Origin of the sequence: Streptomyces sp. NPDC058685 (assembly GCF_042714725.1) — a bacterium.
Classification (GTDB): domain Bacteria; phylum Actinomycetota; class Actinomycetes; order Streptomycetales; family Streptomycetaceae; genus Streptomyces.
This window is the reverse complement of sequence record NZ_JBHXSL010000007.1, coordinates 113,956-129,448: the sequence shown is the minus strand read 5'-3', so window position 1 is coordinate 129,448 and position 15,493 is coordinate 113,956. Positions and strand designations below refer to the sequence as shown.

Below are 15,493 nucleotides of genomic sequence, written 5' to 3'. Positions count from 1 at the left end.
ACCAGCTCGATCACGATCAAACAAAGAACACCAACAGAACTGTTCAGTTATTGAACACGGACGCGTAGGTTCCGCAGGGATCAGTTCGCGCGACGAAGCGAGTACTTCATGCAATACCTGGCCGAAGGGCTTCGGCTCCCCACCAACGGACTCGACTACGCAATCCTGGCGATCTACTTCGCCGTCGTCCTGGGCATCGGCTTCGCCGCGCGGGCGAGCGTCAAGACCAGTCTCGACTTCTTCCTGTCCGGGCGCTCGCTGCCCGCCTGGGTCACCGGCCTGGCCTTCGTCGCCGCCAACCTGGGCGCCACCGAGATCCTCGGCATGGCCGCCACCGGCGCGCAGTACGGCGTCGCCGTCGTGCACTGGTACTGGATCGGCGCCATCCCGGCGATGGTCTTCCTGGGCCTGGTGATGATGCCGTTCTACTACGGCTCCAAGGTCCGGTCGGTCCCCGAGTTCCTGCTCCAGCGGTTCGACACATCCGCACACCTGCTGAGCTCGGTCCTCTTCGCCTTCGCCGCGATCCTCATCGCCGGCGTCAACCTCTACGCCCTGTCGATCGTGGTCGAGGCGCTGCTGGGCTGGCCGCAGTGGATCTCGATCGTCGTCGCCGGATTCTTCGTCCTCGCGTACATCACCGTCGGCGGGCTCTCCTCGGCGATCTACAACGAGGTCCTCCAGTTCTTCGTCATCCTCGCCGCGCTCATACCCCTGACCTTCCTCGGTCTGAAGCGCGTCGGCGGCTGGGACGGTCTGAGCGACTCGCTCACCGCGAGTCACGGCGACGACTTCCTCACGGCCTGGGGCGGCACCGGCATCGGCGACCCCAATCCGCTCGGCGCCAACTGGCTCACCATCGTCCTCGGCCTCGGCTTCGTGCTCTCCTTCGGCTACTGGACCACCAACTTCGCCGAGGTCCAGCGCGCCCTGTCCGCGAAGAACCTGTCCGCCGCCAAGCGCACCCCGCTGATCGCCGCCTTCCCGAAGATCTTCATCGTCTTCCTGGTGATGATCCCGGGCCTGGTCGCCGCCGTCCTCGTGCCGAAGATCGGCACGGCGGGCTCCGACCTCACCTACAACGACGCCATTCCGCTGCTGATGCAGGAGTTGCTGCCCAACGGTGTGCTCGGCATCGCGGTGACCGGACTGCTCGCCGCGTTCATGGCCGGCATGGCGGCGAACGTCTCGTCGTTCAACACCGTGTTCACGTACGACATCTGGGCGAAGTACGTGAAGCAGGGCCGCGAGGACCGCTACTACCTGCGCTTCGGCCGGCTGATCACGGCGATCGGCGTGCTGTGCTCCATCGGCACCGCCTTCCTCGCCTCCAGCTTCAGCAACATCATGGGCTACCTCCAGACGCTGTTCTCGTTCTTCAACGTCCCGATGTTCGTGGTCTTCATCATCGGCATGTTCTGGAAGCGGGCCTCGATGAAGTCCGGCGCCTGGGGCCTCTTCGCGGGCACATCGGCCGCGATGGTCAACTACTTCTGGATCTACAAGCAGGGCGTCATCGACATCCCGACCGACCAGGGCGCCAACTTCGTCTCCGCGATCGTCGCCTTCGTCGCCGGCGCCCTCGTGATGGTGGTCGTCACCCTGTTCACCGCGCCGAAGCCCGAGGCCGAACTGGCCGGTCTGGTCTACGGAACCACCTCACCGGGCATGGAGGAGGCGCCGGAGGAGGGCGACAGCGCCTGGTACCGCAGGCCCGCCCTGCTGGGCTGGGGCGCGATCGTCCTCGCCGCGGCCTGCTACATCCCCTTCTCCTTCTGACCCGATCGGAGGCACCCCCCATGTCCGAACTGCAGCGTGAAGTCTCCGAGCTGGAGCGCAAGTCCGCCACCGCGGCCCGTCTCTTCGACATCCGGCTCATCATCGGCGGCCTGTTCACCCTCTACGGGATCATCGTCACGATCGCCGGGATCATGGCGTCCGACGCGGATCTCAAGAAGGCCGAGGGCGTCAACATCAATCTCTGGACCGGCCTCGGCATGCTCGCCCTGGGGCTGTTCTTCCTCCTCTGGCTGAAGCTGCGCCCCATCGCGCCGCCGACCCCGGCCGAGGACGCCTGAGCCGAGGGCGCCGACCCCGGCCGAGGATGCCTGAGCTACTGCTCCGGTGGAGGAGGCGGGTCGGACAGACCGGTCGCCCCCGGGAAACCGGGCAGCGGGCCGGGCGGTGAGGCGATCGCCGCCCGGTCCAGCAGTCCGGTACGGGCCGCGAGCGCGGCCGCCTCCAGCCGGGAGCCCACCCCCAGTTTCATCAGCACCCGCTGCACATGGGTACGGGCCGTGCTCGGCGCGATGCCCATACCGGCCGCGATCAGCCGGGTGTCCTCGCCCTCCGCCACCCTGACCAGTACCTCGACCTCGCGCGGGGTGAGCAGTTGCAGCAGCCGCTGCCCCTCGTCGTCCGGCTGGACCGCGGGGTTGAGCAGTTCGGCGAACGCGCCCTGGAGCAGCTGCGGGGCCACCACCGCCTCACCCGCCCGCGCCTTGACCATGGCGCGCTCCACGCCCTCGATGCGCTCGTCGTGGCGCACGTAACCCGAGGCGCCGGCCGCGAAGGCCGCGGCGATTCCGCGCGGGCTCGGCACCGGGCCCAGCACCACCACCGCCACCTGGGGCCGCTCCCGTTTGATCTTCACGATCGGGTCGAACGCGCCCGGCTCGGCCGGTGTCGCGGTGCCCAGCAGACAGACCTCGGGCGCCCTGCTGACGACGAGATCGGCGGCGCCCGCCGCGGGTGCCGCGGCCGCGAGCACCCGGTGTCCCCGCAGTTTCAGGGCCGAGGCGAGTGCCTCCGCGAGCAGTCGGTGATCGTCCAGCACCATGAGCCGCACGCCCATCGAGCAACCCCCATCCCCCGCCGCGGATGACCCCCCGGCCTTCTGACCCGGCAAGCTACACGCTTGTTCGACTTTGCGCGCCCCTAACTCGGCAGAAGCCCCCCAAGGTGCCGAATTCTTCGCCAAACGGGGCTACTTGTGACCAGGGCCCGGCACATCGGTTCTCCGATGTGCCGGGCCCTTGATCATGTGCGGTCGCCGGCGGCCGGCGACGGGGTGGGGCGATCAGTCCGCCGTGGTGAAGGCGACCGCCAGATACTTCTTGCCGAACGACGACGAGGTCGAGGTCGGCTTGCTCATCAGGGTGGCGCCGATGTAGAACCGCCCGTTCGCGTACCGGTAGTCGGCGCTGTCGGCGACGAAGCTGGTCTCCGCCTCGCGCACCGACTTGTCGGAGGGGTTCTCCATCAGCACCGTCTGCTTGAAGGTGGCGCCGTCGATGCTGACGACCTGGCCGCCCTTGTCGTACGGAGGCCACTTGTACGCGATCAGGTTTCCGCCGTCCATGCGCAGCGGGAACATCGTGTACCGGTCGCCCGCGTCCGCACGGTCGCTGGTCGGCTTTCCGGTGGCGAGGTCGAAGGAGACGATCTCGTTGGTGTCGCCGTACTCCCCCGTGCCCTCGTGGTCGGCGGTCGGCAGGTAGATCCGCCCGTTGCCCACCGTGACCTTCGTGCAGGACTCGACCTCCGTGGAGCGGCAGCGCGCCTGGAACTTGTCGCCGGTCGCGGAGATCTTGGTCTTGAGGACGCCCTTGTCGTCGACCGAGAAGAAGTCCGAGATGCCGAACGAACCGGTGTCGCCGACATCGGCGGCGACCACCAGCGGCTTGGAGTTGACGATGCTCGCCCACTCCACGCCGGCGGGCATCTTGAACGAGTAGAGCGGGGTGCCGTTGTCCGGGTTCACGCCCTGGATGACGACCTGCCGGTTGTCGTACGAGCCGCACTTGCGGACCGCGACGATCGCCGCGCCGCCGCCGTAGCCCATGTCGTAGCAGCCGTCGGCGCCGATGTCGGGCTTCCAGCGGATGGCGCCGGTGTTGATGTCGAAGGCGGCGCCGCCGTCGGTGCCGCCCACGGCGACCGTGGTCCCGCTCTGGGTGACCTCGGTGAACTTGGCCTTGCCGTCACCGCTCTGGGTGCCGGTGACGGACTTGTGCCACTTCAGCGTGCCGGTGTTGAGGTCGACGACGCCGACCTCGGTGCACGGCTCGTAGTTCCGCGGCGGCTTGCGCTTGGCGGCCTCGAAGACGATGCCGACCTTGTTGTCCGTGGACTGGTGGCGGGAGGTGGCACAGACCTGGCCGGGCAGCGGCAGGGTCCACAGCGGGGTGCCCTTGGCCGCGTCGTAGCCGACGATCGAGTTCACACCGGGCTTGACGAACGCCTTGTCGGTGACCCAGGCGCCCTTGACGTTGGTGAGGTCGGTGCGGGCCGGCTCCGGAAGCTGGAAGGCGACCTTGGAGTTGACGTTGGCAGGCGCCTTCTCCTTGCCGGGTCCGTCGGCCGCCTTGCCGCCGGTGGCCCCGGTGGTGCCCTCCGACGAGCCGCCGGAGCTGTTCTTCGCCTCGTCCTTCTTGCTCTCGCCGTCGTCCTTGGTGGAGGCGAACCAGACGCCGCCGCCGACGATCAGCAGCACCGCGACGGCCGCCGCGATGATGATCTGCATCTGTGTGTTCAGCTTCTTGCCGCCACCGCCGCCCGGCTGCGGCGGCATGTACTGCGGCTGTACGGGCTGCGTCGGATAGCCGTAGCCGGGCTGGGTGGGCGGCTGCTGTCCCGGCGGGGTCTGCGGATAGCCGTAGCCCGGCGCCTGGTCGGGCGCCTGCGGATAGCCGTAGCCGGGCTGGGTGGGCGGCGGCGCCTGCGGCGGGCCGCCGGCGGGCGGGGTCTGCGGATAGCCGTACGAGGGGTCCTGCGGCGGCGGGGTCGGAGCCCCGAAGCCTCCGGCCGGAGGCTCCTGGGGCGCGCCGAACCCTCCCCCCTGCGGGGGCTGGTTCGGCGGCGGCGGTGGCGGCTGCGTCATGGCGTGGGTACCTCGGATGAAAGGGGATGCGGGGCGGCGGTCGGGTGCTCGGACGCGGTCACTTGCCGAAGGCCATCATCGTCTTCGTCTCCTTCTCCTCGGCGTCGTTGCTCGCGCTGACCCGGCCCGCGGCGAGGAAGAACCTGCCGTCGGCGTAGACCATGTGCGGGGAGTAGAAGGTGTTCTCGATCTCCGCGGTCGACTCGGGGTGCTGGAGGAGCACCTTCGGGGCACCGCCGGTCGGAGCGATCGAGGCGATGGCGCCGCCGGCGTCGTAGGACGCCTCCCGGTAGACGATGACGTTGCCGCCCTCCATCTTCAGCGGCGTCATCTGGCTGTCGCCGCCCGAGGGCGAGCGCCACTTGGCCTTGCCGGTGGCCAGGTTGAACGCGACGACCTCATTGGCCTTGCCGGCCTGTGCGGGCTCGGTGGCCATGTAGAAGGTGTTCGCGTCGGCGGCGACACCGGTGCAGCCCTCGAGGTTCTGACCGAAGATCACGAACGAACCGCCGCAGCGGGGCTGGAACTTGTCCTTGCCGCCGTCGATCTGCGAGCGCGGCGTGCCGTTGTCCTTGAGCGCGACGATGGACCACTTCTTCGGCTCGCGCTGGGTGAGGGAGATGACGAGCGGGCTGGTCGAGTAGACCTTGTCGATCTCCCAGCCGACGGGCGCGTTGTACGTCCACTTCGGCTTGCCGGTGGCCGGGTCGACCTCCGACAGCTGGTGCTTGGGCTTGTTGTAGTCCGAGGTGGGGCAGCTGGCGGCGGCGATCAGCTTGGGTCCGCCGGCGAAGGCGAACGGCTTGCAGCCGCTGCTCGGGCCCTGGAAGATCTGCTTCCCGTCGGCCATCGAGAAGCCGTAGGAGTTGCCGCTGCCGCCCGCGGCGAGGGTGTTGCCGCTGATCGACAGGGTGAAGTCGGACAGGCCACCGAAACCGCTGACCTTCGGGATCGGCTTCTTCCAGCCCGCCTTGCCGGTCTTGAGGTCGATCATCTGCAGGTTGAGGCACTTGGCCTTCTCGGTGAGACCGTCCTTGATGCCGATGACGATCCGGCCGTCGGTGGTGGTCTGCGCGGGGGCCGAGCACACCTCGGTCGGCAGCGTCAGGGTCCACTTCTTCTTGCCGTCGGTCACCGAGTAGCCGACGACCTCCTTGTACATGGCCTTGACGACGGTGTCGCCGGCCACCCACGGGCCGAAGGTCTCCGAGCCGTTGCGCGGCAGGTCGACGTCGTTCTTGGTGAGGAACAGGACCTTCGCCTCGCCCGGCTTGCGCCCGGCGTTGAGGTCGTCGTTGCCTTCCTCGCCGGTGCCGTTGCCGTCGCCCTGGTCGACGGACTCGGACGTGGACGGCTTCGGGTCGTCGCTCTTGCTGACGTTCTTCTGCTTGTCGTCCTTGTCGTCGCCGCTGAGGGCGAACCAGGTACCGCCGCCGATCACCAGGAGCCCGGCGACCGCCGCGCCGATGATGACACCGGGCTTGCCCTTGAAGAAGCCGCCGCCGCCGTTGCCGGGCGGGGTGGGCATACCCGGGTACTGCGGCTGGGTCGGGTAACCGCCGTAGGGGCCGGGCTGCTGGTTGTAGGGCCCCGGCTGCTGGTTGTACGGGCCGGGCTGCTGGTTGTACGGACCCGGCTGCCCCGGAGGCTGCTGCGGGTAGCCGTAACCGGGCTGGGCGGGCGGCTGCTGCGGGTAGCCGTAGCCGGGCGCACCGGCGGGCGGGCTCTGCGGCGGCTGCGCCGGAGGCTGCGGGGCGCCGTACGGAGGCTGGTTCGGCGGCTGGTTGGGCGGCGGCGGCTGTGTCATCTGCTTACCTCTGGAAGTGGGGAGATGGGAGAAGGAGTAGGGATGTCCGAAGGGTCCGAATGACTCAGAACGCGGTCACTTGCCAAAGGCCATCATCGTTTTCGTCTCCCTCTCTTCCGCGTCGTCGAGGTGGTGCGGAAGCCGGCGCCTGCCGGGCCGAGCGAGTGCACCGGCGTGCTGCGGCGGCGGCGCGGGAGGCCCGCCGTACGGAGCGGGCGGCCGGGCCGGCTGAGGAGGAACCGCTTGCTGCGTGCCCCGAAAAACGCCGGAGCCCCCGTGCGGCGGTTGCTGCCCGGGCGGCTGAGTCATCTGCACTTCCCCCTTGTGCGGTCCTGCTGCCCGAGCCGCTCGCCTCGGTGATCCGGCGGGCGCCCACCTCCGCGAGGAAGCGTTTCGGACATGAAATCCGCTGTCCTGTACCAGTCGAGCGGTGCTTCTTTCTATCACTCGGGGCGTGTCGAACAAGGGGCCGGTCCGCCCCTGTTCCCAAGGGAGGACCGGCCCGTGATGCCGTTGTTACGAGACCTGCACGCGCTCTCTACGCGGGCCGCTGAAGGGGTCGGACTACGCGTCGTCGGCCAGCTCCAGCCAGCGCATCTCCAACTCCTCGCGCTCACCGACCAGTTCCCTGAGCTCCGCGTCCAGTTTGGCAACCTTCTCGAAGTCCGTGGCGTTATCGGCGATTTGGGAGTGCAGTCGCGTCTCCTTGTCGGAGAGCTTGTCGAGCTGACGCTCGATCTTCTGGAGCTCCTTCTTCGCGACGCGGGCGTCCCCCGACGTCTTCTCCCTCGCCGCCGGGGCGGGCGCGGGCGCCGGGGCCGCGGTCTCGATCATCCGGCGGCGGCGCTCCAGGTACTCCTCGATACCGCGCGGCAGCATCCGCAGCGTGGAGTCGCCGAGCAGCGCGAACGTCCGGTCGGTCGTCCGCTCGATGAAGAACCGGTCGTGGGAGATCACGACCATCGTGCCCGGCCAGCCGTCGAGCAGGTCCTCGAGCTGGGTGAGGGTCTCGATGTCGAGGTCGTTGGTGGGCTCGTCGAGGAAGAGGACGTTGGGCTCGGCCATCAGCAGCCGCAGCAGCTGGAGCCGGCGGCGCTCACCGCCGGACAGGTCCCCCACCGGGGTCCACTGCTTCTCCTTGCCGAAGCCGAACTGCTCGCACAGCTGGCCCGCGGTCATCTCCCGGCCCTTGCCGAGGTCGACCCGGTCGCGGATCTGCTGGACGGCCTCCAGCACGCGCAGCGCCGGCGGGAGCTCGGTGACGTCCTGCGACAGATACGCCAGCCGGACCGTCTTGCCGACGACGACCCGCCCGGCCGCGGGCTGCTGCTCGCCGTCGCTCACGGCGGCGTCGGCCAGCGCGCGCAGCAGCGAGGTCTTGCCCGCGCCGTTGACCCCGACCAGACCGATCCGGTCGCCGGGGCCGAGCTGCCAGGTCAGGTGCTTGAGGAGCACCTTCGCACCGGCCTGGACCGTCACGTCCTCCAGGTCGAAGACCGTCTTGCCGAGCCGGGCGCTGGCGAACTTCATCAGCTCGCTGGTGTCCCGCGGCGGCGGCACGTCGGCGATCAGTTCGTTCGCCGCCTCGATGCGGTACCGCGGCTTGGACGTACGGGCGGGGGCGCCGCGGCGCAGCCAGGCCAGCTCCTTGCGCATCAGGTTCTGCCGCTTGGACTCCTCGGTGGCGGCGATGCGCTCGCGCTCGGCGCGGGCGAAGACGTAGTCGCTGTAGCCGCCCTCGTACTCGAAGACCGATCCGCGCTGGACGTCCCACATCCGGGTGCAGACCTGGTCGAGGAACCAGCGGTCGTGGGTGACGCAGACGAGGGCCGAGCGCCGGGCCCGGAGGTGCTTGGCCAGCCAGGCGATGCCCTCCACGTCGAGATGGTTGGTCGGCTCGTCGAGGACGATCAGGTCCTGCTCGGCGATGAGCAGCTTGGCCAGCGCGACCCGGCGTCGCTCACCGCCGGACAGCGGGGCGATGACGGTGTCCAGCCCCTGCGGGAAGCCGGGCATGTCCAGCCCGCCGAACAGTCCGGTGAGCACGTCACGGATCTTGGCGTTGCCCGCCCACTCGTGGTCGGCGAGGTCCCCGATCACCTCGTGCCGCACGGTGGCCTCGGGGTCGAGCGAGTCGTGCTGCGTGAGCACGCCGAGACGCAGACCGCTGTTCTGGGTGACCCGCCCGGTGTCGGGCTCCTCCAGCTTGGCGAGCATGCGGATCAGCGTCGTCTTGCCGTCGCCGTTGCGGCCGACGACGCCGATGCGATCGCCCTCGGAGACGCCGAGGGAGACTCCGTCGAGCAGGGCACGGGTTCCGTACACCTTGCTGACTGCCTCGACATTGACCAGATTGACGGCCATTTTTCTCCTGTACGGGGGGACGGATCGACGTCCCAGCGTAGTCGCCGTCAGCGACTCCGGTTCCGGCGTCCCGCCCGCTCGACCAGGAACCAGCCGGCGAGCGCCGTCGCGACGGCTGCCGGCGCCGTGACCCGTACGGCGATCAGCACCGCCGACCTGCCCTCCAGCATGCCGCCGAAGCCGACCATGGACAGCCCGAGGACCCCGAAGAGGCACAGCGTGATCCCGAGGGCGGCGACCGGGCCGCCGGACCTGCCGCCCGTGGCCGCGGCGGGCGCGGACGCGGGGGCGCTCACGGCGGGGCGCTCGAAGGTGCGGAAGGCGGCCACGAGCACCGCGGTCAGCGCCGCGGCCAGGACGAGGCGGACCGGGACCTGCGCCCACCAGGCGCCGGACGCCGGTTCCGGCAGAGCCACGTCGAGCGCGAGGAACGCCCCGTAGACGCCGAGCATGGCGGTGAGGTGCCACAGGAACGCCGTCATGGCGATCCCGTTCGCGGCGACGACTCCCCGCCACACACGGGCACGCTCGGCGAAGCGGGTGCCCGGGCCGCGCAGCAGCTCGACGGCGCCCACGAGCCAGAGCCCGTGGCACAGGAGCGCCAGGGTGGGCGGGGCCATGTTGGAGACCTTCTCGCCGGGCATCCCGACCATGGACAGCGGGTACGGCCCGTACACGACCAGGGCGACGGCGGCGGCGAGCCCGCCGGCCGCGAGGGCGGCGGGGACGCGGATGCGGCCGTCGGCGCGCAGGAAGCCGAGCTGGTGGACGGCGAGCCAGACGAAGGCGAAGTTGAGGAACTCGACGAAGGGCACACCGAACGCGAACCGTGCCACGTCGACGGCCACGGCTCCCGTCACGAGCGCCGCGAAGGCGGCCCAGCCGTAGCGCTCGTGCAGCTTCAGCAGGAGCGGAGTGAACGCCACCATCGCGAGATAGATGCCGATGAACCAGAGCGGCTGCGCGACCAGGCGCAGGGCGACACCGGTCAGCCCGCCGTCACCGCCGAGGAGCTGCACCACGAGTGCGGCGGCGCCCCAGACCAGGATGAACACCATCGTGGGACGCAGCAGTCGCTGGAGCCGCGCCCGCAGGAAGGCGGAGTAGACCGAGCCCTCGGGGTGCCGGCGGCGCAGGGAGCGGTAGGAGAGCGCGTGCGAGAACCCGCCGACGAAGAAGAAGACGGGCATGATCTGCAAGGCCCAGGTGAGCAGTTGGAGCTCGGGCACGACGGCGAGGAGATTGCCCACGCCGTCGTCGGTGACGACGGCCATCAGCCAGTGCCCCAGCACGACCGTCCCGAGAGAGGCGACCCGCAGCAGGTCTATGTACCGGTCCCGGTCCCCGGGTGTGGCGGCGGCGAGCTCACGAACGCTTGATCCCATGGCCCCACGGTCCCGTGGAGCCGGCCCGCCGGGTCAGGGCGCGGATACTCAACTCGGTCCTGAGTACGTGACCCCGGCCGGCCGTTCCCACCGGACGCGGGCGCCGAAGCGGGGCCCGGGGCGCGCGCCCGGAGGCGCCGCGGCCCTACAGGACCACCGCACCGCCCGCCGGCGACACCGCCACCCGCGCCGCGCGGCACGTCGCCGACGCCCGCAGCGCCTGCGCCACGGACTCCGCCGTGTCCTCGTCCTTCACCAGGAACGCCGTCGTCGGCCCCGAGCCCGAGACCAGCGCGGCCAGCGCACCGGCCGCGAGCCCCGTGTCGAGCGTCGTGCGCAGCGACGGACGCAGCGAAAGGGCCGCCGGCTGGAGGTCGTTGGAGAGCGCGGCCGCCAGCGCGGACGCGTCTCCCGTACGCAGGGCATCGAGCAGCGCCGCGGACGCCTCGGGCGCGGGGACCTGCGATCCCTCGTGGAGGCGGTCGAACTCCCCGTACACCGCGGGGGTCGACAGCCCGCCGTCCGCGACCGCGAACACCCAGTGGAAGGCGCCGCCGACCGTCAGCTCCGTGAGCTGTTCGCCGCGGCCGGTGCCGAGCGCCGCACCGCCGACCAGGCTGAACGGCACATCACTGCCCAACTCCGCGCAGATGGAGAGCAGTTCGGCGCGGGACGAGCCCAGCCCCCACAGCGCGTCGCAGGCGAGCAGCGCACCGGCGCCGTCCGCGCTGCCGCCCGCCATGCCACCCGCGACCGGGATGTCCTTGGCGATGTGGATGTGGACGTCGGGCGACAGTCCGTGGCGCGCCGCGAGCAGTTCCGCGGCCCGCGCCGCCAGATTCGTCCGGTCCAGCGGGACCTGGCCGGCGTCCGGGCCCTGGCAGGTGACCGTCAGCTCGGCCGCGGGGCTCACCGTGACCTCGTCGTACAGCGAGACCGCGAGGAAGACGTTGGCCAGGTCGTGGAACCCGTCGGCCCGCGCGCCGCCCACCGCCAGCTGGACGTTGACCTTCGCGGGGACGCGTACCGTCACCGGCCCGGGGTTCGTGACGCTCACGCCTTGGCCTCCGCGATCCGTGCGAACTCCTCCACCGTCAGGGCCTCACCGCGCGCCTGCGGCGAGATGCCCGCGGCGACCAGGGCGGTCTCGGCGGCGGCGGGCGATCCCGCCCATCCGGCGAGCGCGGCCCGCAGGGTCTTGCGGCGCTGGGCGAAGGCCGCGTCGACGACGGCGAAGACCTCACGCTTCGTCGCGGTCGTCTTCGGGGGGTCCCTGCGGACGAGGGACACCAGACCGGAGTCCACATTGGGCGCCGGCCAGAAGACGTTGCGCCCGATGGATCCGGCCCGCTTCACCTCGGCGTACCAGTTGGCCTTCACGGAGGGGACGCCGTAGACCTTGTTGCCGGGTGCGGCCGCGAGCCGGTCGGCCACCTCCGCCTGGACCATCACCAGCGTCCGCTCGATGGTCGGGAAGCGGTCCAGCATGTGCAGGAGGACCGGCACGGCGACGTTGTACGGAAGGTTCGCGACCAGCGCGGTCGGCTCCACGCCGGGCAGTTCGTCGACGAGCATGGCGTCGGAGTGCACCAACGAGAAGTTCGCGACCCGCTCGGGCAGCCGGGCCAGGATCGTGGAGGGCAGCGCCGCCGCCAGCACGTCGTCGATCTCCACCGCCACGACGCGGTCGGCCGCCTCCAGCAGGGCCAGGGTCAGCGACCCGAGCCCGGGCCCGACCTCGACGACCACGTCGTCCTCGCGGACGCCTGCCGTGCGGACGATCCGGCGGACGGTGTTCGCGTCGATGACGAAGTTCTGGCCGCGCTGCTTGGTGGGGCGTACGCCCAGCGCGGCGGCCAGTTCACGGATGTCGGCGGGGCCGAGGAGGGCGTCGGGCTCAGTGGTGCTCACCGATACAGCCTACGGCCGCAGTGCGGCCACGGACTCGCCCCCCTTTGCACGTAGAGCTTCTTGGCCCGGAAGGTCTGTTCCGACGAGGAGGCGTCCTGCGGCCGTCCGCTGCCGCCGAGCGCCTGCCAGGTCCCGGTGTCGAACTGGTACAGCCCGCCGTACGTCCCCGACGCGTCCACCGCGCCCGACCGTCCGCCGGACTCGCAGTGCGCGAGGGCGCCCCAGTCCAGCCCGTCCGCCCCCTGCACGGAGTCCGGCAGCTGCCGGGTGCCGACCCTGACCCGCTGGGTGACCGGCTGCCGCACCATCTCCTCGGCGATCCTGCGGGGCTTCTGCTTCACACCGTTGACGGTCCGCAGGGCGTAGGTGACACGGCGCACACCGGGTCTGCCCTGCTGGTCGACGACCTCCGTCCCGGCGAAGAGGGCGGAGTCCCGGGTCCGCACGACGTCGAAGCCGACGGGCTCCTCGCGCACCTGCTGGGTGCCGGTGATGCGCATGACGGTGACGGTCTGCCCGTCCCGGGGGAAGCTGCCGAGCGGTACGGATGTGGTGTCCTGCCCGCTGAGCGCGATACCCGCGTCGTGCAGCGCCTCCTGGACGGTGGCGGCGTTCGTCCGGACGGTCCGCTCGCGGCCGTCGGCCATGAAGGTCACGGTCCGCTCGGTCCGCACGTCCAGGGCGAGGCCGCTGCGGGAGATGACCGATGAGCGCGAGACGGACATGTAGGCGCCCTCGGCCCGCACGCCGAGCTGGCGCAGCGCCTCGTCGACGGTGCGGGCGGTGGTCCACACCTGGCGGCGCTGCCCGTCGACGGTGAGCGTGACGGGCCGGCCGTAGCGGACGACGATGTCGTCCCCGCTGGCGAGATCGGCGCCGGGGCCGGGCGCGACGATGTCGTGCCGGCCGACGGCAAGCCCCTCGTCGTCGAGCAGCTCCTGCACGTCGTCGGCGAAGGTGTGCAGGGTGCGGGGCACCCCGTCGACGGTGAGGCGTACGTCCTTGTCGCTCGCGACGAACGCCGAGGTCCCGCCCGCCAGGAAGGCGACGACGAGGGCCTGGGGCACCAGCTTGCGGAAGGTGTCGGGCCGTTCGGAGGTCTTCCGCCGCCGCGCCGCCCTGCGGGCCTCGGCCCGGCCGGAGGGCGGCGTCTCCCCGGGCGGCGCGGGAGGTTCGGGGACGCCCGCGGGGCGGACGGCGGAATTCTGGCGTGGCAGGGCGAGAGCGGCCACGGTCGGCGCGTAGGCGGCTGCGTACGCACCGGCAGATCCGGCGCCGGGTTCCCCGGGCGGGGGGATCTCGTACGGGTCGGTCGCACGGGGGCCGGTCACCGCCGCGTCGTAGGGGACCGGACCCGCGACTCGGGTCACCGCCGCGTCATACGGGACCGAACCCGCGACTCGGGTCACCGCCGCGTCGTACGGGACCGGGCTTCCGGCCCGCGGCGCCGGACCGGCGTACGTGGGCGTCCAGCCTGCCACCGTGCGGTCCTGCGGGAACGACGGCTCCGTGGGGCCGGGTGGTTCGTACGGTTCGGCGGCTCTGGTCGCGGCGCGGCGAACGCCTCGTGCGGCACGGTGACTGCCCTGCGAATTGCTCACGACGCTCCGTAAGGTCCGGTTCCGGTCCGCCCGATGGCGTTGCGGCCCGGGACACTATCGGAGGCGCGGTCACTCTCCAAAGCGACTCGGCTACACAGTGTCGCGTCGGCACTCGGTGCGAGACCCCCTCGGCGGCCCCGGCCCGTTGTCCGTCAGTAACCGAACGCCTCGGCGGTGTTGGCGGAGACAGCGGCCGCCAGGGTGTCCTCGTCGAGCCCCTTCACCGCGGCCATGGCCCGCAGCGTGACCGGAATGAGATACGGCGCGTTAGGCCGTCCGCGGTACGGCACCGGCGTGAGATACGGCGCATCCGTTTCGACGAGTACGAGTTCTCGGGGCGCGACGGCGAGCGCGTCCCGCAGCGGCTGCGCGTTTTTGAAGGTCACATTGCCGGCGAAGGACATGTAGTAGCCCGCGGCGGCACAGATCTCCGCCATTTCCGCGTCGCCGGAATAGCAGTGGAACACGGTTCGCGCGGGTGCGCCTTCCTCGGCGAGAACGCGCAGAACATCGGCGTGCGCCTCGCGGTCGTGGATCACGAGGGCCTTGTCGTGCCTTTTCGCGATCTCGATATGCGCGCGGAAGGAGCGCTCCTGGGCCGCGATTCCGTCGGGGCCCGTTCGGTAGTAGTCGAGTCCGGTCTCGCCGACCGCGCGCACCTGCGGCAGCGCGGCGAGCGCGTCGATCTCGGCGAGCGCGTCGTCGAGCGCGCTGTCACCGCCGCCCTCGCGCGCACCCTGCCGCGACCAGCCATCCGGGTCCCCCAGCACGATCCGCGGCGCCTCGTTGGGATGGAGCGCGACGGCGGCGTGCACCGCGTCGTGGTCGGCGGCCGTCTGCGCGGCCCAGCGCGAGCCCTTGATGTCGCAGCCGACCTGCACGACCGTCGTCACTCCCACCGCGGCCGCCCTCGCCAGCGCCTCCTCGACCGTGCCCTCCTGCATGTCCAGGTGGGTGTGGGAATCGGCGACGGGGACCCGCAGGGGGTCGGGCAGCGGCGGCGGGTCGGACTTCGCACTCATGGGCGCGATCCTACGAGGCCCGCGCCCGCGAGCTCACTTGCGGTGGAAGGGATGGAGCAGATCGGAGAGATGCCAGTGGTGCGCCGGCTTCTCCGGGCTCCCCGCCTGCCGCACGACCGTACTGTCCGGCTGCTGCCCCTCGTCCCCCTCCGACGATGCCTTCCGGGCGGCACGTGCGGGCTTCGCGGGGCGGCGCGCGACCGGACGCGCCATCAGGTCGAGCACCGAGGAGACCTGTCCGGACCGCATGATCCTGACGACATGCCCCCCGCAGTTGGTGCACGTCGGGCTCGAGAGGGGCGACGGCACCCGCACCCCGTCCGCCGTGTAGACGATGAATTCCTGGCCGGCGCCGTCCACATGGTGCTCTATTTCGTAGGACTGCTCCCAGCCGTGCCCACAGCGCATGCAGCAGAACGCGTATGCCTCATGGACCTTGGCGGTGCCTGTGACCTCACTCATGCCAGCTCCTCTCCACCGGTCCAGTGGACGCCTTTGACGGCGGGAGCGCATCAGCGCCT

12 protein-coding genes are annotated in these 15,493 nt (G+C 70.9%); 2 read left to right on the top strand and 10 right to left on the bottom strand.

Going from position 1 to position 15,493, the window contains the following annotated elements; all coding sequences use genetic code 11:
• Positions 1 to 108 precede the first annotated feature (108 nt).
• The gene (locus ACFWU3_RS09015; protein ID WP_384433360.1) at positions 109 to 1,779 is read left to right on the top strand and encodes a sodium:solute symporter family protein; all 1,671 of its coding nucleotides are present in this window, start codon (positions 109 to 111) and stop codon (positions 1,777 to 1,779) included.
• 20 nt (positions 1,780 to 1,799) lie between these two features.
• Positions 1,800 to 2,078, top strand: a complete 279-nt coding sequence (locus ACFWU3_RS09010) for a hypothetical protein (protein WP_384433357.1) — start codon at positions 1,800 to 1,802, stop codon at positions 2,076 to 2,078.
• A 35-nt stretch (positions 2,079 to 2,113) separates the two neighbouring features.
• Here ACFWU3_RS09010 and ACFWU3_RS09005 read toward each other — a convergent pair whose 3' ends face one another.
• From ACFWU3_RS09005 to ACFWU3_RS08960, 10 genes are all read right to left on the bottom strand, one after another.
• A complete protein-coding gene (locus ACFWU3_RS09005; protein ID WP_384433354.1) occupies positions 2,114 to 2,854 on the bottom strand; it encodes a LuxR C-terminal-related transcriptional regulator in 741 nt (246 codons plus the stop codon).
• A gap of 225 nt (positions 2,855 to 3,079) precedes the next feature.
• Positions 3,080 to 4,882, bottom strand: a complete 1,803-nt coding sequence (locus ACFWU3_RS09000) for a PQQ-binding-like beta-propeller repeat protein (protein ID WP_384433351.1) — start codon at positions 4,880 to 4,882, stop codon at positions 3,080 to 3,082.
• A 58-nt stretch (positions 4,883 to 4,940) separates the two neighbouring features.
• On the bottom strand, positions 4,941 to 6,689 hold the full coding sequence (locus tag ACFWU3_RS08995) for a PQQ-binding-like beta-propeller repeat protein (RefSeq protein ID WP_384433348.1): 1,749 nt from the start codon (positions 6,687 to 6,689) through the stop codon (positions 4,941 to 4,943).
• 564 nt (positions 6,690 to 7,253) lie between these two features.
• Positions 7,254 to 9,053 carry an ABC-F family ATP-binding cassette domain-containing protein gene (locus ACFWU3_RS08990; protein ID WP_384433345.1) on the bottom strand — a complete coding sequence of 600 codons (1,800 nt, stop codon included), beginning with the start codon at positions 9,051 to 9,053 and terminating at the stop codon, positions 7,254 to 7,256.
• A 47-nt stretch (positions 9,054 to 9,100) separates the two neighbouring features.
• A complete protein-coding gene (locus tag ACFWU3_RS08985) occupies positions 9,101 to 10,438 on the bottom strand; it encodes an acyltransferase (protein WP_384433342.1) in 1,338 nt (445 codons plus the stop codon).
• A gap of 145 nt (positions 10,439 to 10,583) precedes the next feature.
• Entirely contained in the window at positions 10,584 to 11,495 is a 912-nt protein-coding gene (locus tag ACFWU3_RS08980) for a 4-(cytidine 5'-diphospho)-2-C-methyl-D-erythritol kinase (RefSeq protein ID WP_384433339.1), read from the bottom strand.
• A complete protein-coding gene (rsmA, locus tag ACFWU3_RS08975) occupies positions 11,492 to 12,349 on the bottom strand; it encodes a 16S rRNA (adenine(1518)-N(6)/adenine(1519)-N(6))-dimethyltransferase RsmA (RefSeq protein ID WP_384433336.1) in 858 nt (285 codons plus the stop codon). Before rsmA ends, ACFWU3_RS08980 begins: the two co-directional genes overlap by 4 nt.
• Positions 12,346 to 13,950 (bottom strand): ubiquitin-like domain-containing protein, encoded by a 1,605-nt coding sequence (locus tag ACFWU3_RS08970; protein ID WP_384433333.1) that lies wholly within the window; start codon positions 13,948 to 13,950, stop codon positions 12,346 to 12,348. Before ACFWU3_RS08970 ends, rsmA begins: the two co-directional genes overlap by 4 nt.
• A 152-nt stretch (positions 13,951 to 14,102) precedes the next feature.
• Complete coding sequence (locus ACFWU3_RS08965; protein ID WP_384433330.1) at positions 14,103 to 14,972, bottom strand: TatD family hydrolase; 870 nt, start codon at positions 14,970 to 14,972, stop codon at positions 14,103 to 14,105.
• Positions 14,973 to 15,005: 33 nt separating this feature from the next.
• Positions 15,006 to 15,434, bottom strand: a complete 429-nt coding sequence (locus tag ACFWU3_RS08960) for a hypothetical protein (protein ID WP_384433327.1) — start codon at positions 15,432 to 15,434, stop codon at positions 15,006 to 15,008.
• Between the last annotated feature and the right edge of the window lie 59 nt (positions 15,435 to 15,493).

What these genes read in the sequence shown, in the direction of transcription:
- ACFWU3_RS09000 (WP_384433351.1), bottom strand. Translation starts at nt 4,882, where the DNA reads ATGACGCAGCCGCCACCGCCGCCGCCGAACCAGCCCCCGCAGGGGGGA.
- ACFWU3_RS09010 (WP_384433357.1), top strand. Translation starts at nt 1,800, where the DNA reads ATGTCCGAACTGCAGCGTGAAGTCTCCGAGCTGGAGCGCAAGTCCGCC.
- ACFWU3_RS08990 (WP_384433345.1), bottom strand. Translation starts at nt 9,053, where the DNA reads ATGGCCGTCAATCTGGTCAATGTCGAGGCAGTCAGCAAGGTGTACGGA.
- ACFWU3_RS08965 (WP_384433330.1), bottom strand. Translation starts at nt 14,972, where the DNA reads ATGAGTGCGAAGTCCGACCCGCCGCCGCTGCCCGACCCCCTGCGGGTC.
- ACFWU3_RS09015 (WP_384433360.1), top strand. Translation starts at nt 109, where the DNA reads ATGCAATACCTGGCCGAAGGGCTTCGGCTCCCCACCAACGGACTCGAC.
- ACFWU3_RS08985 (WP_384433342.1), bottom strand. Translation starts at nt 10,438, where the DNA reads ATGGGATCAAGCGTTCGTGAGCTCGCCGCCGCCACACCCGGGGACCGG.
- ACFWU3_RS08960 (WP_384433327.1), bottom strand. Translation starts at nt 15,434, where the DNA reads ATGAGTGAGGTCACAGGCACCGCCAAGGTCCATGAGGCATACGCGTTC.
- ACFWU3_RS09005 (WP_384433354.1), bottom strand. Translation starts at nt 2,854, where the DNA reads ATGGGCGTGCGGCTCATGGTGCTGGACGATCACCGACTGCTCGCGGAG.
- ACFWU3_RS08995 (WP_384433348.1), bottom strand. Translation starts at nt 6,689, where the DNA reads ATGACACAGCCGCCGCCGCCCAACCAGCCGCCGAACCAGCCTCCGTAC.